Raw genomic sequence first — 26,343 nt, forward strand, 5'->3', positions numbered from 1 at the left:
AAAGCGGCATTCTACGTCCGTGGTGTGGACGGGTCAGGCCAAGCGCCGGGCAGAGGGTTTCAAAATCTTGCTGAAGGATGGGAATGGCGGGCCCGCTATTTGCCCGCCTGACGAGCCGTGCTTTCATACGGAGGTCGGAGGACCAAAACATCGAGGTCATTAACCCTGCCGTCTCGCCCTGGTGATTACAGAATGACACCTTACGTCCGGGCGATATGGTTTCATGCCCCAACCGGCAATGGAACATTCCCGATTGTGGAGGGCCCGCTCTCTTCGGGCAGCGACAGAAAACTCACGCTGGTGCACGCCCCTACCCCGCCTGCAACCTCCCCATTTCCTCTTGCACCACGCCCCGTTGCGCCAGCCCCGCTATCGCGATCCCGATGCGTGGTTCCGCATCGGCCAACGTACGTGACATGCCCAGTAGCCGGCACACTGACTTGATCACATCCGCTTTCGGCGCGTTGCCGGTCATGGCCAGTACGTGCAGGACACCGTTCGCCAGTTCTTGAATGCAGACATCGTCCACGCGGCGGCGCGTGGCGTCGTCGTCGCTTGCCCCTCGAAAGCCGCTCCAGGTTTCGGGGCTGACGCCGGCCGGCCAATAGAAGGTGGCCTCGCCTTCGTCTGTCTGACCCACGTCCATCGGCGTCAGCGTGCGCAACCGTTCAATGATCCGGACACCCGTGCGTTCCAGGCCCCACGCGCGGGCCACTTTACGGTGCAGCACCGTCTCGGCGATGGGGCCTTCCGTGTCAATCACCAAGCGCAATTGTTCCGCCAACCGCGCGTTATTGGCGCGGCTGTAGAACGCGTCAGGGCCCTCCGGGGCAGCGCTCAAGTCCGCCACGCGATAGGGCGCAACGCCACGCGGGGTCACGCCGTCTGCCGGCGGCCCGGCGGTATCGCCTTCCTCTGTGGTGATCACGAATTCGACGGGCGATTCGTCCTCCACCGTGCGTTCCAGCTCCGCGTTCAAGCGGGCAAGCATCTTCTGCACTTCGCGTTCGGGGTTGATCCACCAATCGGTGGACCACACCCGATGCAGCGTCCAGCCCAGCCCTTCAAGCACCACCTGCCGCAAACGATCGCGATCCCGCGCGGTGGCGCCCGAGTGATACGCGCGGCCGTCGCATTCGATACCCATCAGATAGCGTCCCGGCGCGCGCGGGTCGACCACGCCCATGTCGATGCGGTAGCCCGAGCAGCCCACCTGCGGGTGCACTACCCAGCCATGGTCGCGCAGCACTTTGATGACTTGCGTTTCAAAAGGGCTATCGGGTTCGCGGCCGGTCGGCAGCGACTGCTCGACCAAGGCGCGCGGCCCTTTCAGCGCAAATTCCAGGTAGTGCTTCAAGTCGCGCACACCCGTGGCGCGCACGCGCGACAGGTCGATCTGTTCCGGCATCAGCGTGCTGTAGATCACCACGCCTTCGCGCGCACGCGAAATGGCCACGTTCAGACGGCGGTGTCCGCCTTCGCCGTTCAGCGGCCCGAAGTTCATCGTCATCTTGCCGGCGGCATCCGGACCGAAGGTGATCGAGAAATAGATAACGTCGCGCTCGTCGCCCTGCACGTTCTCCAGGTTCTTGATGAAAAGCGGCTCACGGGATTGCGCCGAGATCGCCTTGTCCAGTTCAGCGTTGGCGCGGCGGCGGGCGTCCAGCAGGGTTTCGATCAGGGCTTGCTGCGGCTGGTTGAAGGTCACAACGCCCAGTGTCTGGCGGCGGCGCGACTTATCCAGATAATGCTGCTCGATGCCCTGCACGATGGCTTCCGCTTCGAGGCGGTTGGTGCGACTGCCGCCCCGGTCGTAAATGCCCGCAACCTTTTCCAGACGCACGGCCACGTCATCCGTCACGGGCGACGGAAAGGTGATCAGCTGCGAGTCGTAATAGGTCACGTTGCTGAACGTGATCAGGCTTTCGTGCTTGCTGCGGTAATGCCATTGCAAACGCAAACGGTTCATGTCGGCGCCCAGGCATTCATCCAGAATGCTTTCCAGGTCTTCGACCTGTCCGTCATCCCCCGCGCCATCGTCTTCGGGCGTGGACTTGCTGAAGAAGCTGGTGGGCGGCAACTGCTTGGTGTCACCCACCACCACCACTTGCTGGCCGCGCGCGATAGCGCCTACCGAGTCCCAGACCGGAATCTGCGAGGCCTCGTCAAACACCACGACGTCAAACTGCGAATGCCCCGCATCCAGATACTGCGCCACCGATAACGGCGACATCAGCAGGCATGGCTTTAGCTTGGGCAGCAGCGACGGCAAGCGCTGCATCAGCTGGCGCACGGGAACGTGGCGCGTCTTTTTTTGCAGTTCGCGGCGCAGCAGGCCTAGCTCGCTATCCGGGCTGACCAGCACGCCGTTGCCATCGGGCACTTTGGCAGCCAGCACGGCCGCGATGTAGGCCGACGTCAGCGTCTGGAAGCGGTCGTCTGCGTCGCGGAATTCCCGGATCTTGCGTTCGTGGTCCGCGCTGGAAAACGCGCGCAGCACGGGCGTATGGTCAATGACCTTCTTGACCCACCAGTTGCGATAGCTGAATTCAAAATGCGCTTCGACCTGCTCCAGCGGAACACGGCCCTGCTCCAGGGATGCGACCAGGCCTTGCAGTTGCATCGCTATGGCCTGCTCGCGCGCCTGACGCCACACGCACCACGGCATCAGGAATTGTCTGTTGTGGCGCCAGCCCGCCAGTACACCCTGAATGCGTTCAAGCGCACCGTTGGCGTCCGGCGCGCCCGCCAGCGCTTCGGGCGGTTTGGCCAGCGCATCCACGTGCGCCAAACCATCTTGCAGGCCGCGCCACGCATCCCGATAGGCCAGCAAAGCCTTGCCCAACGGTGCCCCAGGTTGCAGCAAGGCGCGGTTCTGGCCCACGAGTGCTTGCAGCCGGGTGCGCAGGTCCGCTGCCGACACCGGGTCGCCCGCCGCCTGCGTGACCGCATCGGCAAAGCGCTCGGCCCATTGCTCATGCCGCTGCACCTGCTCCCAATCCGTGGCCAGCCCCGTGTAGCGCTCTTGCAGCAAGCGCTGCGCGTCCGCCTTCAACGCAGCCAGTTCGCGGTCTTCGATGTTCACCCGCGCCAAGGGCGCCAGCATGGCGGTAATCGACGCCTCGTCCGGCCGCTGGCCGTCCGTGCGATAGCCCGCCAGCCGCTTGCGGATACCGCCCTTGGCGAAGACAGACTTCGGCCACCATGCCGAGCAGGCGGACAGCCACTCAGCCTTGAGCGTATTGGCATCCAGCTCGGCCAATTGCGCGTTCCATTGGCCACCCACCTGCGCCCAATGCGTGTTGCGCGCCTGGCCATGACGCACCAGCGCCTGCACCTGAAAACGGGCGGCGGGGTCGTGCGCCTGCGTGGCCAGACCCGCGGGCACCTGGGGCGCGGCGAGCAGCATGTCAGCCAGCGTATCCAGACGCGCATAGGCGTTCAGACTCAAGCACCGCGCCGGCACACCCAGCCCATCACCCACGGCAGCCGCCTGCGCCTGCAAGCTTGCCACCGCCTGGTCCAGCACCCGGGCCGCCTCCAGTAACGCGTCTTGCCAGCTGGGGCTCCATTCGGCCATGCCGATATGCGCCAGAGGATGTCCGTGCAGCACGCCCAGTTCCTTGGACAAGGTCGACATGCGGCGCGCGGTCTCACGCAGCTGCGCAAGGTCTTTGTATTGATGCGCCTGCGCGTCGGCCCAGAACATCGGCGACGGCTCCTTGCCCGCGTTCTGTATGCAGGTGCCGATGGCGTCATAAACCGTCAGGCCGTTGGCATGCGCGTGGTGCAGCGCATCGACCAGCCCGTTCAAATCCTGGCGCAGCACGCTCAGGCGTTCGGCCTCGCGCGCCCAATCGTCGCTGGTGCGCTGCCCGCTGTGGTCCAGGGCACGGCCCAGCTGTAGCAAGACCTCGGATTTACGCGCCTTGGAAGAATGCAATTCCAGACAGAACGGGCCCAGCCCGATATTGGCCAAACGGCGATGCACCACTTCCAGCGCGGCCATTTTTTCCGAGACGAACAGCACCGTCTTGCCGCGCGCCAGCAGATGCGCGATCAGGTTCGTGATGGTCTGGCTTTTGCCCGTGCCGGGCGGTCCTTCCAACACCAGGTCACGGCCCGCGTCCACCGCACAGATCGCTTTCAGTTGCGACGAATCGGACAGCAGCGGCGTCAGCAGGTCTTCAGGCCGGTAGCTGTCGTCCAGGCGATCAAAGCGCTGGTCGAAAGGCTCTTTGGCAAACGCCTGACCGGGGTGGTCGATCAGATGCTTGACGACGCGGTTGGCTTTGAGCTGCTCGGTCCGATCCTGCAAGTCCTTCCACATCAGGTATTTGGTGAACGAGAAAATGCCCAGATGCACCTGTTCCAGCACCTCCCAGCCGGCGATTTCCCGCACGGCCAAGCGGAACGCCTGCAACACCCGGGCCACGTCCACGCCCTTGTCGTCCGCGGGCAAAACGTCCAGCCCCGGAATGCGCAGTTCGTAGTTGTTGCGCAGCATTTGCAGCAACGTGGGGTTAATGATGGTCTCGTCGTCGTGGCGGACCAGGCGAAAGCCGCTGCGCACCGACTGCCGTTGCAGCGACACCGGCACCAGGATCAGCGGCGCCAGATGCGCGCTTTCCGCACCGGGGCTTTCCGTCCAGCGCAGCATGCCCATCGCCAGGTACAGCGTGTTGGCGCCGCCCTCTTCCAGGCCGATGCGCGCCGCGCCGAAGATCGTCAGCAGGTTGGCGTCCAGCGCTTCCTGGGTGACGCGGGCGATCAGTTCCTTGTTGCCCAGCGCGTCCAGCGCCATGTCGTCCAGCGGCGCGCGGCCGCCCCGGCCCACATGCACCTCGGCAACGCGCGGGTCGCTGCCGTCCATCAACGCGGCGGGCAGCGGACGAATGCGGAATTCGCTGCCGTCGACGATGGCGTCTTCCAGTTTTGCCAGGTCGGGCACCACAAGCGGCAAGGTGGATTTGGTCAGCTTGAAGTTCAGCAGCCGGTTGCGCAGCGTCAGGTCCAGCAGGCGCGACTTCCACTTGGCCAGCCGCCCTTCCGGCGTGTCGTCGGCGGGCTCCAGGCTGATCACGAACTCCGGGTCCAGCGGCGGCAGCTCGGGCGTGGGCTCGATGGCAGCGGGACGCTCGACGTCATCGGCGTCCGTGGGCGCCACCGACACCCCGCGCGAGGGCAGCGGTTTGATCTGCAACTCACGCGCGCGGTGCACGTCGATGGCGTAGCGAAAGGTATTTTCTTCGCGCAGATGCGCCGCGCCCTGCTCCAACGCGCGCCGCAATGACGGGCGGAAGTTGGGATGCTGCGCGATGCCGGTCGTTTCGAAGACCAGGAATTCACCGCTGTCCACGCGCTTTCTTATCGCCTGCACATCGTCCGTCAGCGGGTCCGCAAAACACGCTTGATGCAGCCAAACGCCTACCCAGGCGTGCCCGTCCTTCATCAGAATCACCGGGCGCAATCCCGCCTGCTCCAGGCAGGACGAGAACAGCATCGCCAGGTCCAGGCACGTTGCGACGCGCGCGTCCAGGATGCGATCCGGCGTGCGGATCTTCTGCCCGTCCACGCCGAAAGAAGCGGGCGGTTCGGCGTAATGCAGCGATTCAGCGGCCAGTGTGCTGTAGATGGCGGAGACCTGCTTCCAGACGACGTCGCGGCTTTTGGACTGGTAGCCGTTCATTTGCAGGTCGGCGTACTGTGCGCGCAGCAGTTTGGATGCCTTGCCGATCAGCCCATCCACGGCAGGATTATTCGGCATGGAAAACGCGGCCAGCAATTCCGGCAGGGCGCGCGTGCCGGCCCATTGGTCATACGCCAACACGGATATCGGTTGCGAGGCCCGCCCCAGTTCTTGCGAGGCTGACTGCACCACGACATCAATACTGGCGCGCACGGCCTCTTGCAGATCAGCTACGTAGCTGTGGTCCGGCGTCAGGTCCAGCGGCGAAACACGGCGGATTTCCCCCGGCACCAGCGCGTCAAAGCGCAGCGTTACAGGATGGGCAAAGGCGGGGTTGCAGCGCAGCCGGACTTCAATGTTCTCGAAAGTGTGCGCCGAGCGGTTCGTCACGCGCAACGTACGTACGATGGGCACCGCGTTCTGAATCGAGGCGTAGCCCAGCGTGGGATCGGCTTCGATGTCGATGGCGATGGCGTCGATGGCGGTGGTGGCGATGGTCGCGACGGCGGTGGTGGCGGTGTTGGCGGCGTCGGTAGCATCGATGACGTCGGGCGCCTCGGCGTCGATAGCATCCAGCGCGCCGGACGCCGTGGCATGCAGCACGTCAGCATGCACCACGTCGATCCGCAACGCGCCGGTTTGCTCCGCGCCGGTTTGCTCCGCGCCGGTCTGGGCCGCGCCCTCCTGGATCGCCGGAGGTTCCAGGTCTTGTCGCTTATCCATCGATATCTCTCGGTTCGTTCCGCGCGGGCCGATGCCGGCAGCGAAAATCTGCAATGCCGGATTTTAAGGCGCGATGACGCCCCTGCCTTCTGGAAACAGCAAGTTTTGCGTATCGGTTTGAATATCGATGAAATCCGGCCTGAGCGCCCGAGCGCGCCCCATGTGCGCGCCCCCGCCGCCCGGTTATTGCGCCGGCGGATACGCCGGGTCGGTCAGGCAGGCCTGCACCCATTCCGCATCGTCCGACGCATCGATCTCGCCATCCAGCTTGGGCAGCGGCTCGTCGGCATACACGTACTTTGGTGGCTCGGGATGCCTGTTCCAATTCGCCTTCGTGTCCGCGACCGTCGCGCAGGCTTCGTCGGCGCTATTGAACGAGCACGACGCGATGACGCGCGGTTTTCCATCAACCACGTTGGCGACGTAGCGTTTGGTGTAGACGGCGCCCGACGCCCAGGATTCGTCCACCGAGCACACGCGGTCATTGTTTTGGTAATGACGGATTGCGAAGCACTCGTAGTCGACATAATCGTGCGGCAACACGTCGCAAGTCGTCCAATAGCCGGCGAACGCGCCGCCCGTGAATTGCGATTGAAATTTTTGCTGCTCGACCGCTCTACGTATGATCGCGGGCGTGGTGGCCCCTTTGCCGGTTTCCGTGAATTGCGCGCTGCGGTTCTCGATCAGCTCGCGCGCGATCTCGCCGGCGGTCTTGTCATCGGGCACGGTGTCCGGGTCGCCAAGCAAGCGCTCAAGCGCACGATCGCGCGCCGCCAGCCACCGCTTCTGGCTCGCGACCAGCATTGCTCGGATGCCGTCGTCGGGCGCCTGTTTCAAGATTGCCTGGTACGCGCGATTCAGGTTCGCATCGGCCGCCACCGTGGCCTTATCGGCGCAGATCAGCTTGTCGACGGCGGTGTTCGCCTTGGCGCAATTGATGGCCATCGCCGGCGCGGACAACGCGAACATACCGGCCAAAAAAACGCTCTTTACTGCGTTCAGTGCGAAACGTGCCAATGTCATTGCGTCTTCTCTCTTTGCGTAAGCCCGCGCTTGGGCGTGGCGCCGGGCACCCGGCGTGCCATTCTGCATGAAATCAACTTACAAAATAGAAACAGAGTTCAACGTTCTGAAACGTGCACCCGCGCTATTCTGCGCCGGCTTCCTCAACCCCCAACACGCTACCCTTACCCATGCGCATCCGATTCGCCTCGCTACTGTTGACCCCCCTGTTGGCCTGCGCGTCGTATGTGCCGCAAGCATGGGCAGACACGACGGTGCCGTCGCTGGACAAGGCGCGCGGCGCCATCCAGACGGAAGACGCCCGCCGGATGTACGACAGCCAGATGAGTGGCGCGCCCCAACCCGACGGGTTAGGCGTTGCGCTGCCCGACGGCTTCACGCGTGAATTCCTGGTGCAGCAATTGGCCCCGGGCCAAGACCCCAAGCGGCTGCTGGTGGCCGGCGCAAAGCCCTGGGGGCAGCGCCCGGGCACATTTGTCGCAATGGTCTGCCTGGCGTCCACGCCCGAACGCGCGGCGCAGCTGATCAAATACGGCGGCGGCGAATGCGCCGACCTGTCCAGCGACGACGACAAGAACGGCGTCTGGTTCGGCGTGTTCGGCACGACGCCGGGCGCGGCCCCCACGTTGCTGGCGCGCACCAACGGCCCCGTCAAGACGCCCACCGACTGGCGCGATACCGACATCGACTTGCCCCAGGATGTGGCAACGGAAGACGCCAACGCCCCGGTGCTGTCGGTGCCCACCGAATGGAAACGCTTCGACCTGGCGGCCTACAAAATCGCCCCCGGCGCCGTGGCCTTCGGCGTGCGCGCCGGATGGAGCGAAGGCTATTCAGGCGGCGGCGCCAACTTCGAGGCCCTGTACCTGTTCCACATCGACGGCCCTACCCTGCGCGTGGTGTTCGCCCAGCCCATGTCCTTCTTCAAGTCCATCGCGGGCGACTGGCATCCCGACGGCACCCGCGATCACGACATGTCCGACGCCAGCAACATCCTGGTGGTGCTGCCGGAGAAGACGGACGGCTACTTTGACCTGCAACTGCGCCAGCAAGGTGGCAAGTGGCGCAAGACGTTGAAGTGGTCGGCGGCCGAGCGGGCCTATCGGTGATTCTTAATGGATCGTGCGCGCCGCTTTGCGCGCGCGCTTGATCTCGTACATGCGTGCATCGGCCAGCCGGACCGCCGCCTCGGCGTCCAGGCCGCGCGGGTCCACGGCCACCACGCCGACGCTGGCGCCTTCATAAGACACCGCGGCGTCACCCAGTTGGTAACGCCCTATCGTGGCCGCCGTCGCGCGTTCTTCCAGGGACCGCGCGGCTTCCATGGCGTCACCGCGTTGCGCGGCGGCGCCTGCCGTGGTGTCCATGCGATCCAGCGCCGGCCCCGGCCCCACCAGTACGAATTCGTCGCCACCGATGCGACCCAGCATGTCGGACGTGCGTAAGGCGGCGGCGACGCGGCGTGCGATCTCTTGCAGAAACACATCCCCCTGCTGATGGCCGTACGTGTCGTTGATGCCCTTGAAACCGTCCAGGTCGATCACGCCCACCAACACGCTGCCGCCTTCGCGCAGCGCACGCTGTTCCAGGCGCTCAAGCTCTTCGTATAGCGCACGGCGGTTCGGCAGGCCGGTCAGCGGGTCCGTCATCGCGTAGGACATCAGCTGGACGTTGGCCGAGTGCAGTTGTTCCATCAACATTTCGCGTTGCAGGAAGTTGGCGATCACGTTGGAGAACAGCTTCAACACGGACTCGGCCTGCGGTGCCAGTTGCAACTGGCGCGCACTGGCGGCGCACAGCGTGCCCAACAGCTGGCCGTCGTCGGTACGCACGGGCGCGCTGACGTAGGTCTGGATGCCCAGCTGGCGCGCGGCTTCGGAATCCGGCCAACAATTGGCCACATCGCTGGTGCACAAGCGCCCGCCTTCCAGGGCACGCTTGCACAGCGTGTCCGACCATGGCACGGACAAGCCTTCGGGGATCTGTAAATCCCCCACGTTGCGGGCGTAGCGCACATGCTGCAAATCCGCCTTCAGATCGATCTCGGTCAGATACGTGGATTCCAATCCCGTCACGCTGCCCAGCATGTCCAGCAGCGGGCGGGTCAATTGCTCGACCGTCTTGGCCTGAGGCAAGGATTTGGACAGCCCGGCAAGTATCGGATCCATAAGGCATCTCTCCTTCAAGGCGCGCTTGCTGCCGCGCGGCATTGCTGCCCGGCCCACATGGGTCGGGCGGGACAAACGACCATTATGCACTTGTCGACAATTTGCACCGCCCCACGAAAAAGCCCGCGCTTCCTTTGTCGGAAGGGCGGGCTTGCAGGACGTTTTTGATCAGGCGACCGGCGCCTGATTCAGGTCAGGGGCAATCAGCCAACCACGCGAAAACGCTCGGCGTCGTCCATGAAAGGCTTGTCGCCAAAACCGTTCTCGTTGGAGCCGAACGGCATTTGCGCGCGCAGCTTCCACGAGGCCGGCACGTTCCATTCACGCGCGACCACGCCGTCGATCAGCGGGTTGTAATGCTGCAAGCTGGCGCCGACGTTGGCGTTGGCCAGGGCTGCCCAGGTGGACAGTTGAGCCATGCCGCCCGACTGCTCGGACCACACCGGGAAGTTGTCGGCGTACAGCGCGAATTTTTCCTGCAAGCTGCGCACCACGTCCTGGTCTTCGAAGAACAGCACGGTGCCCACGCCGGCGGCAAAGCTCTTGAGCTTGGCTTCGGTCTTGTCGAAACCTTCGGCCGGCGCCACCTTGCGCACTTCTTCGATGGTCAGGTCCCACAGCTTCACGCTTTCATCGCCAAACAGAATGACGGCGCGCGAGCTTTGCGAGTTGAACGACGAAGGGCTTTGCTTGATGGCTTCCTGGATCAGGCTGGCCAGTTCTTCTTTGGAGGCCGACACATTACGGCCCAGCGAATACTGCGTACGGCGCTTCTTGAGTGCCTCGAGATAAGCGTTGCTCATGGGACTTGACCTTTCGACTGGTAGATAGGGGGTGATATGGGAACGAATTCTAACGGCCGAACCCTGACACGCGCACTAGCAAAAGGGCCAAAACGGCCGATTTTGGACGGAACAAACTGTTCTATTCGTGGAACGAGCCGGGTTGATAGTGCTGTTTGGTGACATCCGCGCCGCTGACGGTCCGCAGCATCCAATCCCGCAATGCGCATACCCGGGGGTCGGACGCGCTGGCCGCCGGATACACCAAGTGATAGGCGTATTCCGGCGCCACCCGAACCCCCACTTCGAACAGCCGGATCAGGCGGCCGGCTTGCACGTCGCGCTCGACCAGTTCCCATTCCACCAAGCCCACTGCCGCGCCGTCCATCACGGCTTGCACCACGTGGCTGGATTCCGCGAAGGCGACGCTACGGCTATCGTCGAAGCCATCAACGCCTGCCGCCGCCATCCACATCGGCCAGTTCGGCCAGACAATGCCGCCGGGCCGGCAGTCTACGTAGCACAACGTGTGGTTGAACAAGTCCCGCGGGCGACCCAATGGGCGGCCAGATTGCAACAGCGCCGGGCTGCACACGGGAACGACGACGGTATGAAAAAGCCGATGGGACTGCGCGCCCGGGTATGCGCCCGCGCCGAATCGGATGGCAGCGTCCACATCATCAGCGGCAAAGTCGCGCACGGCATCGCTGATGTCGAACGTCAATGCCAAGCCGGGGTGTTCGGCCTGAAACTGAGGCAGGCGCGGCAACAGCCATTGCGTGGCAAAGCGCGCGCCCACTGACAGCCGCAGTTGGGCATCGCCCCGCGTCAGCCGTCGCGCCTTGGACACTGCCTGCTGCAACGTGTGCAACGCGTCGGCAGCGGCGTCGAAGAGCACAGTGCCGGCAGGCGTCAATTGAATGCTGCGGCTGGTGCGCGTGAATAGCACCACGCCCAGTTGTTCTTCGATCTCTTTGATTTGATAGCTGACGGCTGCCGGGGTCAGCCCAAGTTCGTCGGCGGCGCGCGTGAAGTTCAGGTGACGCGCTGCGGCCTCCAAGGTGCGCAGAGCACGGGTGCCGGGCAGCAGGCGATTCATGATCTTCAAGCCAAATTTGATAATGGCGTGAAAATAACTCGTTTCCCCTGGTAATGGCAATGCAGGATAGTGGCGAAACTTGATGATCAGCCCGGATGTCCTTCATGCCCGCCCTAGATAGTTTTCCCTATGTCACGCAACGCAACGGCCTGCCCGCCACCGCCGCCGACCTGGCCCCGCTGGCGTTTGCCGGCTACGCCCACTTCACCGCGATGCAGGTACGCGGCGGACGGCTCAGGGGCCTGGACCTGCACTTGGCACGTTTGCGCGCGGCCTCGCTGACGATGTTCGGGCAGGCGTTGCCCGATACCGCCATCGTGGATGCGCTGCGTTCGGCCATCGGCGCCAGCCCCGAGGACTTATCCCTGGTCGCCACCGTCTATTCCCCAGCCGGCGAATTCACCGTTGCCCAAGGCGATACCCCGCTGGACATTCTGGTACGGACCGGGCCGCCGTCAAACGGGCCGCCCGGGCCCCTGTCGTTGGCGGCGATGCAGCACGAGCGGATGCTGCCAGCCGTGAAGCATGTGGGCGAAGTCGCCAAGACGTATCTGTTGCGGCAGGCGGCCCGACAAGGGGCCGACGACGCAGCCTTTGTCGACCGGCAGGGTCGTTTGAGCGAGGCGTCCATCTGGAACCTTGCGTTCTGGGATGGGCAGGCCGTGGTGTGGCCCGATGCCCAAATGCTGACCGGCACGACGATGGGCATCGTGCAGCGGCAGCTGCACGACAGGCAGATACCGCAGCGGGTGCAGCCCGTGACGTTGGCCGACCTGCCGGCCATGGCGGGGGCCGCCGTGATGAACTCCTGGACGCCCGGCGTCGCGGTGAGGCGTATCGGTGACACCGCGATGCCTGACGCGCCCGTGTTCATGGCATTGCTGCACGACGCCTATCAGGCCGAAGCGCTGATGGCGCCGTGATGGCTTTCGGCCACGCAACGGGATGCCGGCAACGGGATGCCCGCAACGGGATGCACGCAACGGGATGCCGGCAACGGGATGCCGGCAAACGGGGGGCCGGCAACGATCAGTCGGCGCGGAAACCCGTGGCCTTCACCACATCGCTCCAGCGCTTGGATTCGCTGGTCAACAACGCTTGCAGCGTCTGGCGGTCGGACCCCACCACCACGAAGCCGGCCTCGGCCAGGCTGCGTACGGCAGCGGGCTGACGCAGCGCGGCGGCGCTGTCCTTTTGCAGGCGGTCCAGTACCGCATCCGGCGTGCCGGCGGGCGCGAACAGCGCGAACCACGCGCCGAAGTTCACGGCGGGCAGGCTGCGTTCGGCAAAGGTCGGCACCGCCGACAGCGCGGGCGAGCGCTGCGCGCCGGTGATGGCCAAGGCGCGCAGCTTGCCGCCCTGCACTTGCGGCACGGCCAGCGCGGTCGTCACGAACGCGGCCTGCACCGCGCCGGACACCAGGCCGGACACCGCGTCGCCCGTCGAGCGGTAGTGGATGGCCTCGATCTTCATGCCCGCTTCGCGCGCAAACAGCTCGGCGCCAAAGTGGCCCGGCGTACCCGCCCCGAAAGTGGCGAAGTTGATGCGATCGGACGCCTTCTTCGCGCCGTCGATAAACGCCGTCAGGTCCTGATACGGGGAGTCGGCCGGCACGACCAGCACGAAGTCGGCGCGCACAACTTCAGAGATCGGCGCGAAGTCGCGCGGCGGATCGTAGTTCAGGTTGCGGTAGGTGGCGGGCGAGATGCTGATGGAGCCAACTTCGCCCAGCAGAATTGTCTGGCCGTCGGCCGGGCTGCGCGCCACGGTCTGCGCGGCGATCTGCCCGCCCGCGCCCACCTTGTTTTCCACGACCACGCTTTGGCCTAGCAACGGACCCATATGTTGCGACAGCGTGCGCGCCACGATGTCGGGCCCGGTGCCGGGCGGAAACCCCACGTTCAGCCGCACCGGCCCATTGGGAAATTGCGCCATCGCGGCAAGTGGCACGCACAGCAGGAAGCCGCCCAACAGGCGGCGCAGCATTGAAGTCATGGTTGTCTCCGAGTCGTTTTTATCGTCATGCCGCGGCGGATGCCGCGGGTTCAGCAAATGCGGTAGAAGCGCAGTTCGACCCGGTCGGGATAGCGTGCTCCCGTGCCGATGAACAGGCTTTCGTTCATCCAGCCCAATGCGGGCGCTGCCGTTTCAAAGCGCGGATAGCTGCGGAAATAGATCCTGGCGGGGTCCACGGGTTCGCCGCGCACCAGACGGGCAATGTCGTCCGCCTGCCCGGTGCGGATGCCGGTATTCTCGACGTAGACGCGATCGCCCTCGGGCGTTTCGATGACGTAGCGCGCGTGGATGTCGGTATACGTGGCCGAGCGGATCACCTGAAAATCGGCGCCGCCCGGCAGCACCTTGCCTGTCAGGCGCGGGCCTTGCGCGGTGCCGCCCGTAATCGGGATGACGCGGCGGCGGCCTTGCGGCGTGTCGCCCACTTCCTGCGGCGCGCCCACCTGGACGATCACGGTCGTCACGGGTTCCAGCCGGGGAGCGTCGGGGTCGGTCGGTGTGTTGTGGGTGCTCATGGCGTGGCTTCCCGGCTTTTCTTCAAGGCGGCGGGATCGAATCCCGCCAGTTGTTTATAGCGCAGCGATACTGCCGCCAATTCCTCGTGCGCAATCACATCGTGGATGTCGGTGAAACCTTGCGGCGCCCGCTCTTCGGCCATCTGCATGACCTGTTCGGGGCCATTCAAGCGGTTGCGCAGCACGATGCCGGCGGTGCGCGGCAGGCGCTCGGCCTCATATTCCAACAACGCGATTTCCGGCGTGCGCACCCGACCGCCAGCCGCCTGCGCCAGCCAGTCCGACAGGCAGCGCGCGTCCAGTATGGCCTGCGCCGAACCGTTCGAACCGATGGGATACATGGGATGCGCGGCGTCGCCCAACAGCGTCACGCGTCCCCGTGTCCAGCGCGGCAGTGGGTCGCGGTCCACCAAGGGGAATTCGTAGATGGCTTGCGCGCCGTCGATGATCGCGGGAATGTCGATCCAGTCCCAGCGCCAGTTGGCAAACCTGTCCGCGAACACTGACTTGTCGACCTGGCGGTTCCAGTCGGTGGCCGGCAGTTCGGCGCCCGGCACGGACAATTCGGCAATCCAGTTGATCAGCGATCGCCCTTCGCGGCGCAGCGGTTCAGAGATCGGGTAGCAGACAAACTTCTGGTCCTGATGACCGGCCATGAACATGCTGCGCCCGTCCAGGTAGGGCGGGGCCTCGGTGACCGCGCGCCACAGCATGCGGCCGGAAAAGCGCGGTTCATCGCCCACCGGATGCAGTTGGCGGCGCAACGCGGAATGGATGCCGTCGGCGCCCACCAGGATGTCGCCGCGCACGCGGTGCATCGATCCGTCCGCGCGCCGCCGGAACACTGCCGTGGCGCCGTCCGCGTCCTGCTCGGCCGATTCCAGCACCATGCCCGTCACGATGGCGTCGTTGCCCAGACGGTCTCGCACCGCTTGGGCCAGCAACATCTGGAATTCGCCCCGGTGCACCGAGAACTGCGGCAGGGGGTAGCCGGCTTGCACCCCACGCGGCTCGCGCCAGATAGGCTGGCCGAACTTGTTGTAGTAGTGCAGTTGCGACGTTTCAATGGCGCGTTCGGCCAGCGCGGGCATCAGCCCCAGCTGTTCCAGTTCGCTGACCGCGTGCGGCAGCAGGTTGATGCCCACGCCCAGCGGCTTCAGTTCCTGGGCGCTTTCATATACGCGGCAATCGATGCCGCGCCGATGCAGCATCAACGCGAGCGTCAGCCCGCCGATGCCGGCGCCGGCGATGACGATTTGCATGTCTACTCCTGGTCTTATTTGTTATGCAACATAACAAAATCGTCGCCATTTCCGCACCGGGGATTTCCCGTAATCCGGTAGCGCGGCGCGCATGACTGCATTAGTGTTGAGCCCCCTGACACCAGGACCCTGCCCCGCGCCACCGCCATGTCACGAGCCGCATCCCAACGCCCCCGCCGCCCTGGCGCGCGAGGCGAGCAGTTTCAGCCCCACGTTCCCGGCGTCCAGTACGGCGCGCTGGACGGTCTGGTCGGCTACGCCATCCGACGTGCGCAGATCGTTATCTATGAAGACTTCCTGGCGGCATTGGCGCCCTGGGACATCACCCCCCAGCGCTTCTCGGCATTGACGTTGATTGCGGCAAATACCCGCCTGAAACTGACGGACCTGGCCCGCATCCAGGGCATTGCGCGGTCGGGCGCCGTGCAGATCGTGAATCAGCTGCAAGCGCTGGGCTATGTGGAACGGCAGGACGCCGAGCACGATAAGCGCGCCTATTCCCTGGCAGCAACCGAATCCGGCCGCGCCGTGCTGGCCGACATCACAGAGGCCGTGCAGGCGCATGACGCGCGGATCAGCCAGGAACTGGGTGCGGCGGAAAAGCGGCAGCTGATTGAATTGCTGGGAAAACTGGGGGCTTAGGCCCGGGCGGCTATTGCCGAAACGAGTGCCGGCGCCGCACCTCGCGCAAGGGTGGCATGACCGCTGTGAGTGAGTCGGTGGTGCTACGATCGTCCGACCCGTTTACACGTGAAGGAACCCATGCCGACCCCCATGCGCCAACAAGATCCATTCATGCCAACGCCGGAGGCCATGCAACGCCGCCTGGACCTTGAGAACGTGCACAATGCGCGCGACCTGGGCGGGTTGACCGGGATCGACGGCAGGCGCGTGCGGCGGGGCAAACTGTTTCGCAGCGGCAACCCGGGCCGGGCCAGCGCCACCGACCTGGAACGGCTGGGCGCGCTGGGTTTGGAAGCCGTCATCGATTTTCGCGCTGAACCCGAAAAAGCCCACGACGAGGCGCACTTCGGCCAACGCTTTCACTGGATTGCATCGCCCGTCCTGGACGGCAATATGGCGATGGCGTCCCTGCTGCCGCGCCTTCGCGACGCCACCCCGGCATTCGCGACGACCATGATGGTCGAGATCTACCGCGAGTTTCCCTCGCGCTACCAAGCCGCGTTCGGCGGCTTCATGAACACGGCAATGACCGGCAAGACGCTGCTGTTTCACTGCACGGCAGGCAAGGACCGCACGGGCTTTGCATCGCTTTTACTGCTATCGGCGCTGGGCGTGGCGCAGGACGATATCCTGTCGAATTATCTGGAATCGAATCACTGCAACGCCCGGTTCTTCCAGGACATCCTGGCAAAATCCAGCGCTAGCGGCATCAAGGAAGACGTGATGATGCCGCAGCTGGAAGTGGCGCCGGCGTATCTGGACGCATCGGTGCAAGCCATCAAGCAGGAATACGGCACCATGGACCGGTATCTGCAAGACGCGCTGAAGATAGACGCCGACGTCTTGCGTAACCATTATCTGGAAGCCTGACCCTTGCCGCGCGGGCGGGGCTCGGCTGCGTCGGCAGGTTCAGCCGCTTCAGTTGCCCGAGCTGCGGCGCAGCCGGTCGGAAGACTGCTTGTTCAACCGCTTTGCCTCGTCCTCGGCGTAGTCTTCTTCGCCCGGGTCGTACGAGCCTTCGTGCATGCAGCTGCTGCGATACCACTGACACTCGCTGCTACGGGAGTCTCCCAAGCCAACCATGGAACATCCTGCACCCATCGCGATAAGCGACACCGCCGCACCGCAACGGATCAACTGTTGAATCGACATAAGCTTGCCCTACTGTTGAAACCACAACGCCCTTTATAACAGTGCCGGATCACGGATCTGGCGCGTATTGCCGTGCGCATTACATCCCCTAACTGAAACCCTAGGATCGAAACCATGCTGAAGGACCGCGCATTTCTGGCCTGGCTTGCCGTCTTTGCCGTGGTGGCCGGCACACTGATTGCGTTGCTGTGGCCACGGACGTCGGCGTCCGTGTCGATCGGGGGTGGCGGCTATGACCTGTCGGATTGGGTGTACACGCTGGCGCTGCTGGCGTTCACGGGGTTGTGGTCGACGGTGGCGACGCTGATCGGGCTAAGCCGAAACAACGCGCATGCCGCGAAGCGGGCATATCGATTGGCGGCAGTTGGGGTCACGACGTTCGTGGTGGCGGTGGTGGCGTTTGGCGGGAACCTGCATTGAGCCATTCAATGGTCATGCGTCCAAGGCCAGGAGCAAACGCGAACTCAAAGCAAAAAGCCCGCTGAAACGTAGCGTTTCAGCGGGCTTTTTACGAGGAATTCTTGGTGCCGACGGCGAGACTCGAACTCGCACAGCTTTCGCCACTACCCCCTCAAGATAGCGTGTCTACCAATTTCACCACGTCGGCTTTCACCAGATTTCCGGTCACCGCCATAGGCAGTGCCAGAAAGTCGAGCATTCTAGCATGGAAATTATTCAACCCGGAATCCCTTCCAAAACGGAGCCATTCCCGACCCCTTCCCGCCTCTAGTATGCGTACCGAGCGCGAAGCATCACGTTGCGGGGCACGCCATGGGCTATTGGAAATAGTCGGCGAAGCATATCGATCACGAGAACAATCCTCAATATTTTCTTGGCGTAAAAAACCCGCGACCGACATGCCTCGGTGGCGGGAATCGTCTGCATAATTTGGATAATTTTTCGGGCCGATCCAATAAAAAAGCCGGCGCGCACGCCGGCTTTTTCAACCTTGCCCGATCTTACTTAGCGGGCGTTTCAGCCGGCTTGCTGGCCGGAGCGGCCGGGGCAGTGGGCACCGAGGCGTCGGGCTTGGCCGGCGCGGCAGGCGCCGCCGGAACCGAAGCAGCACCCGGAACCGAAGCACCACCGGTGGCAGGAGCAGCGGGGGCTGCACCCGGCACTTGCGGCACGGAGCGGTCGGCCGGGAAGCTTTGCATCACGCCGGAGTCAACGGCCGGGCCGCTGGTGCCCTTGTGGCTGACGTAGGCCAAGCCGGCGGTGGACGCGAAGAAGACCACGGCGGCCCACTTGGTGGCGCGCGACAGGAAGTTGGCGGCGCCAGTGGCACCGAACAGGCTGCCGGACGAACCGCTACCGAAAGCGGACCCCATGTCGGCGCCCTTGCCCTGCTGCAGCAGGACCAGGACGATGATAGCCAGCGCGGAAAGTACTTGGACGGCCAGCAAAAGTTTAAGCATCAAGGGCATTACAGACTCCGGAACGGAAACTTAGATGGCGGCAATACGCAAAAATTCTTCAGCCACTAGCGACGCGCCGCCGACCAGGGCCCCGTCGATATCTGTCATGGCGAACAAACTGGCGGCGTTGGCAGCTTTGACGCTACCGCCGTATAAAACTTGTACTTGCGCCGCGCCCAGCGTGCGCAGGGCGGCGCGGATGGCGCCGTGAACTTCCTGCGCCTGCTCGGGGCTGGCGGTGCGGCCGGTGCCGATGGCCCAGACGGGTTCGTAGGCCAGGACCATGCGGGCGACCGATTCGGCGCCCAGCGCCAGCACGGGCTTCAACTGGCGTTCAATGACGGCCAGCGTGTTGCCTGCTTCGCGATCCGCCAGCGATTCCCCGACGCAGACCACCGGGGTCAGGCCGGCGGCCAACGCGGCTTGCGCCTTGGCGGCGACGATTTCGTCGGTTTCGTTGTGCAGTACGCGGCGCTCGGAATGGCCGGCCAATGCCCAGCGGCAACCGAATTCTTTCAGCATCGCACCGGACACTTCACCGGTGTAGGCGCCTTTTTGGTGTGCGCTGACGTCCTGCGCGCCCCACGACACGCTGCTTCCGGTCAGGGCCGAGCCGGCTTGCGCCAGATAGGGAAACGGAACACAGATGCCGATCTCGCAGTGGCTCGCGGCATCCGCGGCGCGCAGCTCGGTCAGCAACGCGGCGTTCTCGGCCAGGTTGCCGTGCATCTTCCAGTTGCCCAGCACAAGGCGGGCGCGATTGTCGACTGAAGTCATGGCAGGTGTCAGAGTGGGGGTGAGCCCCGGGCAATGATGCAACCGCCCACGGGCCTGCCTGGAAAAAATTCCAGGCGAAACCCAAGATTGTATCCTGTTGCGCGGCGATACGCCGATCGCCGCGCGATTCTTACATTGTCAGGATGATTTTGCCGATGTTTTCACCGCCTTCCATCATGGCGTGGGCCTTGGAGGCCTCGGCCAGCGGGAAGGTGGCGTGCACGATGGGCTTGATGGCCCCTTTTTCCAGCAAGGGCCAGGCCTGTTCGCGCAGGGCGCGAGCGATGGCGCCCTTGAAGGCGACCGGGCGGGGACGCAAGGTCGAGCCCGTGATGGTCAGGCGGCGGCGCATCACCTGCGAGGTGTCCACGTCGGCGCGCGAACCGCCCAGCTGCGCAATGATGACGATGCGGCCGTCATCGGCCAGGCACTGCATGTCGCGGGCGATGTAGTCGCCGGCCACCATGTCCAGGATGACGTCCACGCCGCGCCCGTCGGTCGCGTCCATGACTTCCTTCACGAAATCCTGGGTTTTGTAGTTGATGCCCTTTTCAGCACCCAGCGCCTCGACGGCACGGGCGCGGTCGTCGCTGCCGACCGTGGCGAACACGCGGTTGCCCATGGCGCGCGCCAACTGGATCGCCGTGGTGCCGATGCCGCTGGCGCCGCCGTGCACCAGCAAGATTTCGCCTTCGGACAAACGGCCGCGATCGAACACGTTGCTCCAGACCGTGAAATACGTCTCGGGCAAACCGGCCGCTTCGACGTCGGACAAGCCCTTGGGGATGGGCAGGCATTGCGCCACGGGCGCAACGCAGTATTCGGCATAACCGCCGCCGGCCACCAGCGCGCAGACTTTGTCGCCGATGGCAAAGCCGCTGTCGGCGACGTCGCCGCCCACGATTTCACCGGCCACTTCCAGGCCCGGCAGGTCGGACACGCCACGCGGCGGGGCATAGTTGCCCTTGCGCTGGAACACGTCGGGGCGGTTGATGCCCGCGGCGCTGACTTTGATCAGGACTTCACCCGTGCCCGGCTCGGGCGTGGGGCGTTCTACGGGGACCAGGACCTCGGGGCCGCCGGGGCGGGAGATTTCTACAGCGTGCATCGCGTGCCTCCTTTGCAGCAAATAGATTATTATTGCGCCCTTTACGGCATCTCGCGGGATCGATCGGGCAGAATGTTTGCCTGACGGCCGAATCCCCAAGCCGTAACGCCGCGACCCGACGCGCGGCGCGGCATCACCCCGGAAGCGTGGCAGAGTGGTCGATTGCACCGGTCTTGAAAACCGGCAACGGGCAACCGTTCGTGAGTTCGAATCTCACCGCTTCCGCCAGACCCTCGACAGCAGCCAACGCGCCTTTGCGGCGCGGCTGCGTTCCCCTACCTGTGTGGTAGACCGGCCCGAAACGTCTTCGGAATGCCGGCCGCCGCCACGCCGCTGCGCAGCGATTCCTGCGGCAAGGCGTCTGCCAGCAGCGCGCGCGCGGCCAACAGGCGGGACAGGTCCACGCCCGTGCGGTAGCCCATGCTTTCCAGCATGAACACCAGGTCTTCAGTGACGATATTGCCCGAGGCGCCCGGCGCGAAAGGGCAACCGCCCAGGCCTCCAAGGCAGGAATCGAATGCGCGGATGCCTTCGTCCAGCCCCGCCAGTGCATTGGCCAGCCCCAACCCCATCGTGTCATGCAGATGCAGTTTGGTCAGTTGTGCGCCCACCGCGTCCTGGGTGGCGCGCACCACCTCGCGGACCAGCGCCGGATGCGCGTAGCCCACCGTGTCAGCCAAGGCAATTTCATCGATCCCCGTACGCGCCACGGCGGCGGCCACCTCGGCCACGCGGCGCACGGCCACGGGCCCTTCCAGCGAACAGCCGAACGCCGTGGCCACCGCCGCGTCGATCCGCATAGGGCGCGGTTGGGCGCGCACCCAGTCAACAATCGCCGCCATCATCTCCACCTGCGCGTCGGTGCCCTTGCCCACATTGGCGCGGCTGTGCGTGTCGCTGACCGAAATGGGAAACGCCACGACGTGCGCGCCGGCCTCGTACGCGGCGATGGCGCCTTTCAGGTTGCAGGCCAGTGCGCAGACGGTCAGGCCGTCGATGCGTAGCGCCTGGGGCAACACGCTGCCCGTGTCTGCCATTTGCGGCACAAGCCGGGGCGACACAAAACTGCCCACCTCGATCTCACGCAATCCCGCGTCGGCCAGTTGACCGATCCACCGCGACTTGTCGGCGGCGGACATCATGCCGCGCGCCATTTGCAGCCCATCGCGCGGGCCAACTTCGCAAATCCTGACGTCCTGGTTCATCTGCCGCTCCGTTGTCAATGCCGCCCGATCGATGCCGCCTTGTCGATGTCCCGTCATTGCTGGACCACAATCCCGGCGCTCTTGATCGTTTGCCGCGCCTTGCCGATGTCCGCCTGGATCAGCGAGGCGAACTGCGCGGGGGACACGGGCTCGGCCTCCAGACCCTGCGCCGCCAACGCGTCCCGCACGTCCTTCTTGGCCAGCAATTTGTTGAAGTCGGCGTTCAGCCGCTGCACGATGTCGGTGGGCGTCTTGCTGGGCGCCAGCACGCCGTAATAGGTCACCACGCTGAAATCCTTGTAGCCAAGCTCGGCAACGGTGGGCACATCAGGCAAGGCCGCGTTGCGCTTGGGCGAAGTCACCGCCAGCGCCCGGACCTTGCCCGACTTGATCAGCGACGCCGCCGACGAAATCGACGACCCCGCAAACTGCAAATGTCCGCCCATCAGGTCCGCCAGCGCGGGGGCCGAGCCCTTGTAGGGCACGTGCTGCATCTTGAAGCCGGCTTCGTGTTGCAGCATTTCCATGGCGATATGCACGCCGCCGCCGGTGCCCGAGGTGCCGTATGAAATTGTGTTGGGCTCTTTCTTGGCCGCTTCGATCACTTCCGGCAGCGTCTTGTAAGGCGAGGCATCCGACACCAGCAGCACCATCGGCGTGGTGGCCACCAGCGCAACCGGCGTCAGGTCGCGGATGGGGTCGTAGGCCACTTTCATCAGCAGCGGAATCAGCGTGACATTGTCCGACTGGCCGATTACCAGGTCATAGCCCTGCGCGGGCGCGCGCGCCGCTTCGGCCAGCCCCAGTGCCGTGCCCGCGCCCGGTTTGTTCTCGGGCACGACCGCCCAGCCATTCAATTCGTGCAGCTTGTTGCTCATCAGGCGCCCGATGTAGTCGGTGCCCCCGCCCGGCGTGGACGGAATGATGATGCGGATGGGCTTGCTGGGATAGTCCTCGGCGTGGGCGGTGCAGGCGACGGCCAATACGGCCAGCGCGACTAGTTTGCGGATCATGTTGTCTCCTCTTTGATGGATGTCTTGGCGGTCTGACGCCGCCTCGACAGGGATCCGGGCGTTATGGCCCGGTCATGCGATGACTCCCTGAGCGCGCAGGGCATCGATGCGCGCAGCATCCAGCCCCAGCCCCTGCAAGATCGCCTGGGTGTGGCCGCCTTGCTGGGGCGGGTCCATGCGCTTGCCGGCCTTGCGTCCGTCGAATTCCAGCGGCAGCGCCGCCGCCGATATCTCCCCGCCGTCGGGCAGGCGTGTCTTCAGCAGTGCGCCTCCGACGTTCAAGTGCGCATCCTCCAGCAAGTCGTGGGGCTGGCGGATCGGGCCGTACGACAGGTTGGCCGCCTCCAGCGCGGCGCACAGGTCGGCCGTCTTCCAGGATTTCAGGATCTCGGCCACCCCCGGCACCAACCAGGAGCGCGCGGCTTCGCGATCGACCGCGGTGGCCAGGCGCGGGTCGGCGGCCCATTCCGGCGGCAGGAATTTCTGCGCGAAGTTGCGCCATTGCGCGTCGCCCACCACCGCCACGAAGACGCGGCCGTCAGCCGTCTCGAAAACGTCGTACACGCCCCATGGAGGCTTGCGTTCGGCGCCCATCGGTTTGGGCGCGGTGCCGGTCAGTTGGAACTGCGCAATGAACTGCGCAACCAGCAAAAGATTGTTTTCGAACAAGCCCGACCGCACGTGGCGGCCGCGCCCGGTGGCGTGGCGGTCATGCAAGGCGGCCAACGCGCCCACCACTCCGAACGTGCCGCCCAGGATGTCGTTCACCGATGCGGCAACGCGTTGGGGCGTGTCGGCGCCGCCGTTGATATAGGCCAGTCCGCCCATCATCTGGACCACTTCATCCAGCGCCGTCCGGTGCTTGTATGGCCCGGACAAAAAACCCTTGAGCGACACATAGATCAGGCCAGGGTTTTCCGCCGACAGCGATTCATAATCCAGCCCGTACTGCGCCAGGCTGCCGTCGCGGAAGTTCTCCACGATCATGTCTGTTTGCAGCGCCAGCCGGCGCACCAGTTCCTGGCCTTGCGCCGATTTCAAATCGATAGCCAGGCTTTGCTTGTTGCGGTTGAACACCGGAAAGTACCCGCTGCCCGAGCCTTTCAGCCGACGCGTGCGATCGCCATCAATAGGTTCGACCTTGATGACATCGGCGCCCAGATCCGCCAGCGACAGGCCCGCCGCCGGCCCCATGATCATGTGCGACAGTTCCAGCACCTTGATGCCGCGCAAGGGCAATTCAGAGCTGTCCATGAAAGGTGAAGGGGGTGCTGCGCTCATCGGGTGGTCCTCTTGCTGGCCGGTGGAAATGAATCGGCGCGCACAAGTCGAAGTGAGCTTGCCGCAGCCACGATGCAAGCATGATCGCGGGCGCGACCGCATCGCGGGTAGCGGTCTTTCAGCACTGGGGCATTCTCGTTACGGAACGTTCGGGAAAGCCCGTAAAGCGTTTGGTGCAATACCTTGGTTTTCAAGCCGAAGGCAGCACGCCCAAATGCGCCAGCAAGGTGCGCGCGGCGGGGGCCAGCGCATCGGGGTCGCGCACGGCGATGCACAAGGGCGTGCTGGACCACGGCCCCGTCAGCGGGATGAAGCGGATATCCAGGTGGGTGTGGCGCGCCTTCAGGTATAGCGGCACGACTGCCACGCCCATGCCGCGCGCGACCAGCGTGCAGATCGTTTCGTGCCCGCTGACCCGGGCGCTGATGCGTCGCGTCACCCCCCTCGCCTGCGCAGTCCGTTCGAACACGCTGCTGATGCCGTTTTCACGGTTCAGTTCGATCTGTTCGAAAGGCAGCAGCTGCGCGTAATCCAGTGTTTCTCGCTGGGCCAGTACATGTTGGCCCGGCACCACGGCGGCCAACTCGCAATGGCCGCAGGCAAACACCTGCAAGCCGTCATGCCCGAAGTCGGATCCGGCCGCCACGTCGGCCTGCCCCTCCAGCACGGCGCGAAAAGCGGCTTGCGTCGTGTCTTCTTGCAGCAGGATGTCGATCTCGGGGTGGGCGCGGCGAAACGATTGGATTTGCGCGGGCAGGTCGCCCGACAACGCCGCCACGCTGACCGCCAGGCGCACGCGCCCGCGCACGCCTTTCGCAAAGCCCGCCATCTCGCGGTGCATGTGTTCCACGTCCTGCAACAGCCGGCGTACATGCGGGGCCAGCGCGTTGCCGGCGGGCGTGGCTTGCACGCCCTTGACGCCCCGCTCCAGCAGCGGCACGCCAAACGCTTCCTCCATTTCCGACATGCGCTTGCTGACGGCCGAGGGCACGATGTTCTCGCGCGCGGCGGCACGCGCCAGGCTGCCCTCTTCCAGGGCGGATAAGAACAGGCGCAGCGATATCGGATCAATATCGCGCGGCGGACTGACGGGGGCTTGGGCGGGCTTCATGGACGAAAGTGTCCCGCGTTGTTCGCACACGCGGTGATCCGGGTTTTCCCTAGCGCAAGACTTGAGTATCATCCGCGCTCCGGTCGTTGTTGTACGGCCTCCAGGCGCTCCCAGGATCTCAGTTTCCATGCAATGCCCTCGCTGCAATTGGCAGAACCCCGCCTCGAATACGCAATGCTTCAGTTGCCAGGCGCCGCTGCCTGTCCCGGCTTCGTCGGCCGCCCAGCCCACCGGCGCATTCGCCACGGGCAAGAAGAAAACCAAACCCACGAAAACCTCCGCGCCCAAGGCCGCCGCCCGTTCCGCCGCCGCCGGACCGGGCAGCGCGCTGGTGTTTCCCAGCATCTGGCCCCGGCTGGGTGCAAGCGCGATCGACGCCGTCGTGATGGCGGTGGGAATGACCGTCTTGATCCTGGCGTCCCAGCTGACCTACGAGGGCTTGACCGGTGACCAGGCGCCTTTCTGGATTGCCTTGGTCGCCGGTTTGATCGGCTGGTTCCTGCCCGCCTTCATGGACGCGTGGGGCAATGGCTCGCCGGGCAAGCGCGCCGTGAAACTGCGCGTGGTCAATCGCAAGGGCAAGGCGCCCGGCCTGGTGCGGTCATTGTGGCGGCACACCCTGAAGTACACGGTGAACATGCTGCTGCCCGGCCTGTTCCACCATTTGCAGCAAATGATCTTTGGCGAACGCGCCATGCACAACGCCTTGGCCGGCACGCATGTGGTCACGCAGGAGGCGAACCCGCACGCGATGCAGGCGGCCGTGGCGCGCGCCCCGTCCGTCACCGGCGCGGGCAAGTTTCTGTTTTTCGTGTTCGGCACCCTGGTGCTGGTGGTGGTGGGCATCGTCATTGGCGTGAACGCCACCGGCGACCGCAACAGCGACAACCCGCTGCATGCGGACATCAACCGCTACGACCTGGTGTCCGACCCGGTGCGCCGCTTGGCGGAGAACCACTATCGCCGTACGCAGAAGTTCCCGGCCAGCCTGGACGACCTTGGCATCAGCCAGCAGTCCATGCAGGACAGCGGCTTTTCCAAGGTGGAGATGAACCCGGTCAACGGCGTATTGCGCTTCACCATTGCCGGCACGCCCAGCACCGACGGCACGCCCAGCCTGGCGGGCAAGCATCTGGTCTACGTGCCCGAACTGCGCGCCGAACGCAAAGGCGGCGGCGTGCGCCGGTGGGAATGCGGCAGCGACGACATCCCCGCCAGCGACCGCACCTACAGTTGCCGCCACGACGCCAGCGCGTTCTCGCGCTAGGCCACCCGGCCATTCTCAGCACCCGCCCAGCCACCGACGTAACGACGGAA

The 26,343-nt window shown here is 64.8% G+C and carries 22 protein-coding genes and 2 tRNA genes; 7 read left to right on the forward strand and 17 right to left on the reverse strand.

The genetic code is table 11. The features are described from left to right. Window positions 1–310: 310 nt before the first annotated feature. Together V6F88_RS16640 and V6F88_RS16645 are read right to left on the reverse strand one after the other, a co-directional pair. Window positions 311–6,412: a DUF3320 domain-containing protein gene (locus tag V6F88_RS16640; protein WP_332610799.1), complete on the reverse strand. Its 6,102-nt coding sequence runs from the start codon at window positions 6,410–6,412 to the stop codon at window positions 311–313. A 183-nt stretch (window positions 6,413–6,595) separates the two neighbouring features. After that, the gene (locus V6F88_RS16645) at window positions 6,596–7,504 is read right to left on the reverse strand and encodes a lysozyme inhibitor LprI family protein (RefSeq protein WP_332610801.1); all 909 of its coding nucleotides are present in this window, start codon (window positions 7,502–7,504) and stop codon (window positions 6,596–6,598) included. Window positions 7,505–7,605: 101 nt separating this feature from the next. Between V6F88_RS16645 and V6F88_RS16650 the strand changes: the two genes are divergently transcribed. Beyond that, the gene (locus V6F88_RS16650) at window positions 7,606–8,544 is read left to right on the forward strand and encodes a hypothetical protein (RefSeq protein WP_332610802.1); all 939 of its coding nucleotides are present in this window, start codon (window positions 7,606–7,608) and stop codon (window positions 8,542–8,544) included. 3 nt (window positions 8,545–8,547) lie between these two features. On the opposite strand, the gene V6F88_RS16655 is transcribed toward V6F88_RS16650, so the two are convergent. The 3 genes from V6F88_RS16655 to V6F88_RS16665 all read right to left on the reverse strand — a co-directional run bounded on the left by V6F88_RS16655 (window position 8,548) and on the right by V6F88_RS16665 (window position 11,484). Next, window positions 8,548–9,603, reverse strand: coding sequence for a sensor domain-containing diguanylate cyclase (locus V6F88_RS16655; RefSeq protein ID WP_332610804.1), 1,056 nt, complete (start codon window positions 9,601–9,603; stop codon window positions 8,548–8,550). A gap of 203 nt (window positions 9,604–9,806) precedes the next feature. Continuing rightward, window positions 9,807–10,406, reverse strand: a complete 600-nt coding sequence (locus V6F88_RS16660) for a nitroreductase family protein (protein WP_332610806.1) — start codon at window positions 10,404–10,406, stop codon at window positions 9,807–9,809. A 121-nt stretch (window positions 10,407–10,527) separates the two neighbouring features. After that, complete coding sequence (locus V6F88_RS16665) at window positions 10,528–11,484, reverse strand: LysR substrate-binding domain-containing protein (RefSeq protein ID WP_332610808.1); 957 nt, start codon at window positions 11,482–11,484, stop codon at window positions 10,528–10,530. 104 nt (window positions 11,485–11,588) lie between these two features. Between V6F88_RS16665 and V6F88_RS16670 the strand changes: the two genes are divergently transcribed. After that, the gene (locus V6F88_RS16670; RefSeq protein WP_332610810.1) at window positions 11,589–12,407 is read left to right on the forward strand and encodes an aminotransferase class IV family protein; all 819 of its coding nucleotides are present in this window, start codon (window positions 11,589–11,591) and stop codon (window positions 12,405–12,407) included. A 106-nt stretch (window positions 12,408–12,513) separates the two neighbouring features. On the opposite strand, the gene V6F88_RS16675 is transcribed toward V6F88_RS16670, so the two are convergent. Genes V6F88_RS16675 through V6F88_RS16685 form a run of 3 tightly spaced genes read right to left on the reverse strand, consistent with a single transcriptional unit; the run spans window position 12,514 to window position 15,277 of the window. Beyond that, a complete protein-coding gene (locus V6F88_RS16675) occupies window positions 12,514–13,479 on the reverse strand; it encodes a Bug family tripartite tricarboxylate transporter substrate binding protein (RefSeq protein ID WP_143215535.1) in 966 nt (321 codons plus the stop codon). A 50-nt stretch (window positions 13,480–13,529) separates the two neighbouring features. Continuing rightward, window positions 13,530–14,015 carry a DUF3237 domain-containing protein gene (locus V6F88_RS16680; protein ID WP_332610812.1) on the reverse strand — a complete coding sequence of 162 codons (486 nt, stop codon included), beginning with the start codon at window positions 14,013–14,015 and terminating at the stop codon, window positions 13,530–13,532. After that, the gene (locus tag V6F88_RS16685; protein WP_332610814.1) at window positions 14,012–15,277 is read right to left on the reverse strand and encodes a flavin-dependent oxidoreductase; all 1,266 of its coding nucleotides are present in this window, start codon (window positions 15,275–15,277) and stop codon (window positions 14,012–14,014) included. Before V6F88_RS16685 ends, V6F88_RS16680 begins: the two co-directional genes overlap by 4 nt. A 147-nt stretch (window positions 15,278–15,424) precedes the next feature. On the opposite strand from V6F88_RS16685, the gene V6F88_RS16690 reads away from it, so the two are divergent. Next, the gene (locus V6F88_RS16690; protein WP_332610816.1) at window positions 15,425–15,919 is read left to right on the forward strand and encodes a MarR family winged helix-turn-helix transcriptional regulator; all 495 of its coding nucleotides are present in this window, start codon (window positions 15,425–15,427) and stop codon (window positions 15,917–15,919) included. A 153-nt stretch (window positions 15,920–16,072) separates the two neighbouring features. After that, the gene (locus V6F88_RS16695; RefSeq protein WP_332610818.1) at window positions 16,073–16,831 is read left to right on the forward strand and encodes a tyrosine-protein phosphatase; all 759 of its coding nucleotides are present in this window, start codon (window positions 16,073–16,075) and stop codon (window positions 16,829–16,831) included. Window positions 16,832–16,879: 48 nt separating this feature from the next. On the opposite strand, the gene V6F88_RS16700 is transcribed toward V6F88_RS16695, so the two are convergent. Further along, window positions 16,880–17,113 (reverse strand): hypothetical protein, encoded by a 234-nt coding sequence (locus tag V6F88_RS16700; RefSeq protein WP_332610820.1) that lies wholly within the window; start codon window positions 17,111–17,113, stop codon window positions 16,880–16,882. 114 nt (window positions 17,114–17,227) lie between these two features. On the opposite strand from V6F88_RS16700, the gene V6F88_RS16705 reads away from it, so the two are divergent. Beyond that, the gene (locus V6F88_RS16705) at window positions 17,228–17,533 is read left to right on the forward strand and encodes a hypothetical protein (RefSeq protein WP_332610822.1); all 306 of its coding nucleotides are present in this window, start codon (window positions 17,228–17,230) and stop codon (window positions 17,531–17,533) included. Between the two features lie 102 nt (window positions 17,534–17,635). Here the strand turns inward: V6F88_RS16705 and V6F88_RS16710 are convergent. The 4 genes from V6F88_RS16710 to V6F88_RS16725 all read right to left on the reverse strand — a co-directional run bounded on the left by V6F88_RS16710 (window position 17,636) and on the right by V6F88_RS16725 (window position 20,416). Further along, window positions 17,636–17,720 (reverse strand) — tRNA-Leu (locus V6F88_RS16710). A 352-nt stretch (window positions 17,721–18,072) separates the two neighbouring features. Next, the gene (gene secG, locus V6F88_RS16715) at window positions 18,073–18,540 is read right to left on the reverse strand and encodes a preprotein translocase subunit SecG (RefSeq protein WP_332610823.1); all 468 of its coding nucleotides are present in this window, start codon (window positions 18,538–18,540) and stop codon (window positions 18,073–18,075) included. Between the two features lie 21 nt (window positions 18,541–18,561). Further along, window positions 18,562–19,308 carry a triose-phosphate isomerase gene (gene tpiA, locus V6F88_RS16720; protein ID WP_332610824.1) on the reverse strand — a complete coding sequence of 249 codons (747 nt, stop codon included), beginning with the start codon at window positions 19,306–19,308 and terminating at the stop codon, window positions 18,562–18,564. A gap of 130 nt (window positions 19,309–19,438) precedes the next feature. Continuing rightward, window positions 19,439–20,416 (reverse strand): NAD(P)H-quinone oxidoreductase, encoded by a 978-nt coding sequence (locus tag V6F88_RS16725; RefSeq protein WP_332610826.1) that lies wholly within the window; start codon window positions 20,414–20,416, stop codon window positions 19,439–19,441. A gap of 140 nt (window positions 20,417–20,556) precedes the next feature. Between V6F88_RS16725 and V6F88_RS16730 the strand changes: the two genes are divergently transcribed. After that, window positions 20,557–20,644 (forward strand) — tRNA-Ser (locus V6F88_RS16730). A 47-nt stretch (window positions 20,645–20,691) separates the two neighbouring features. On the opposite strand, the gene V6F88_RS16735 is transcribed toward V6F88_RS16730, so the two are convergent. The 4 genes from V6F88_RS16735 to V6F88_RS16750 form a co-directional block, all read right to left on the reverse strand. After that, window positions 20,692–21,621 (reverse strand): hydroxymethylglutaryl-CoA lyase, encoded by a 930-nt coding sequence (locus V6F88_RS16735; RefSeq protein WP_332610827.1) that lies wholly within the window; start codon window positions 21,619–21,621, stop codon window positions 20,692–20,694. 53 nt (window positions 21,622–21,674) lie between these two features. Next, window positions 21,675–22,634, reverse strand: coding sequence for a Bug family tripartite tricarboxylate transporter substrate binding protein (locus V6F88_RS16740; RefSeq protein ID WP_332610828.1), 960 nt, complete (start codon window positions 22,632–22,634; stop codon window positions 21,675–21,677). 72 nt (window positions 22,635–22,706) lie between these two features. Then, on the reverse strand, window positions 22,707–23,915 hold the full coding sequence (locus tag V6F88_RS16745) for a CaiB/BaiF CoA transferase family protein (protein WP_332610829.1): 1,209 nt from the start codon (window positions 23,913–23,915) through the stop codon (window positions 22,707–22,709). A gap of 190 nt (window positions 23,916–24,105) precedes the next feature. Continuing rightward, a complete protein-coding gene (locus V6F88_RS16750) occupies window positions 24,106–25,026 on the reverse strand; it encodes a LysR family transcriptional regulator (RefSeq protein WP_332610830.1) in 921 nt (306 codons plus the stop codon). A gap of 127 nt (window positions 25,027–25,153) precedes the next feature. On the opposite strand from V6F88_RS16750, the gene V6F88_RS16755 reads away from it, so the two are divergent. Next, window positions 25,154–26,293: an RDD family protein gene (locus V6F88_RS16755; protein ID WP_332610831.1), complete on the forward strand. Its 1,140-nt coding sequence runs from the start codon at window positions 25,154–25,156 to the stop codon at window positions 26,291–26,293. Window positions 26,294–26,343 lie beyond the last annotated feature (50 nt).

This window comes from Achromobacter sp. ESBL13 (genome assembly GCF_036668755.1).
Classification (GTDB): domain Bacteria; phylum Pseudomonadota; class Gammaproteobacteria; order Burkholderiales; family Burkholderiaceae_B; genus Achromobacter.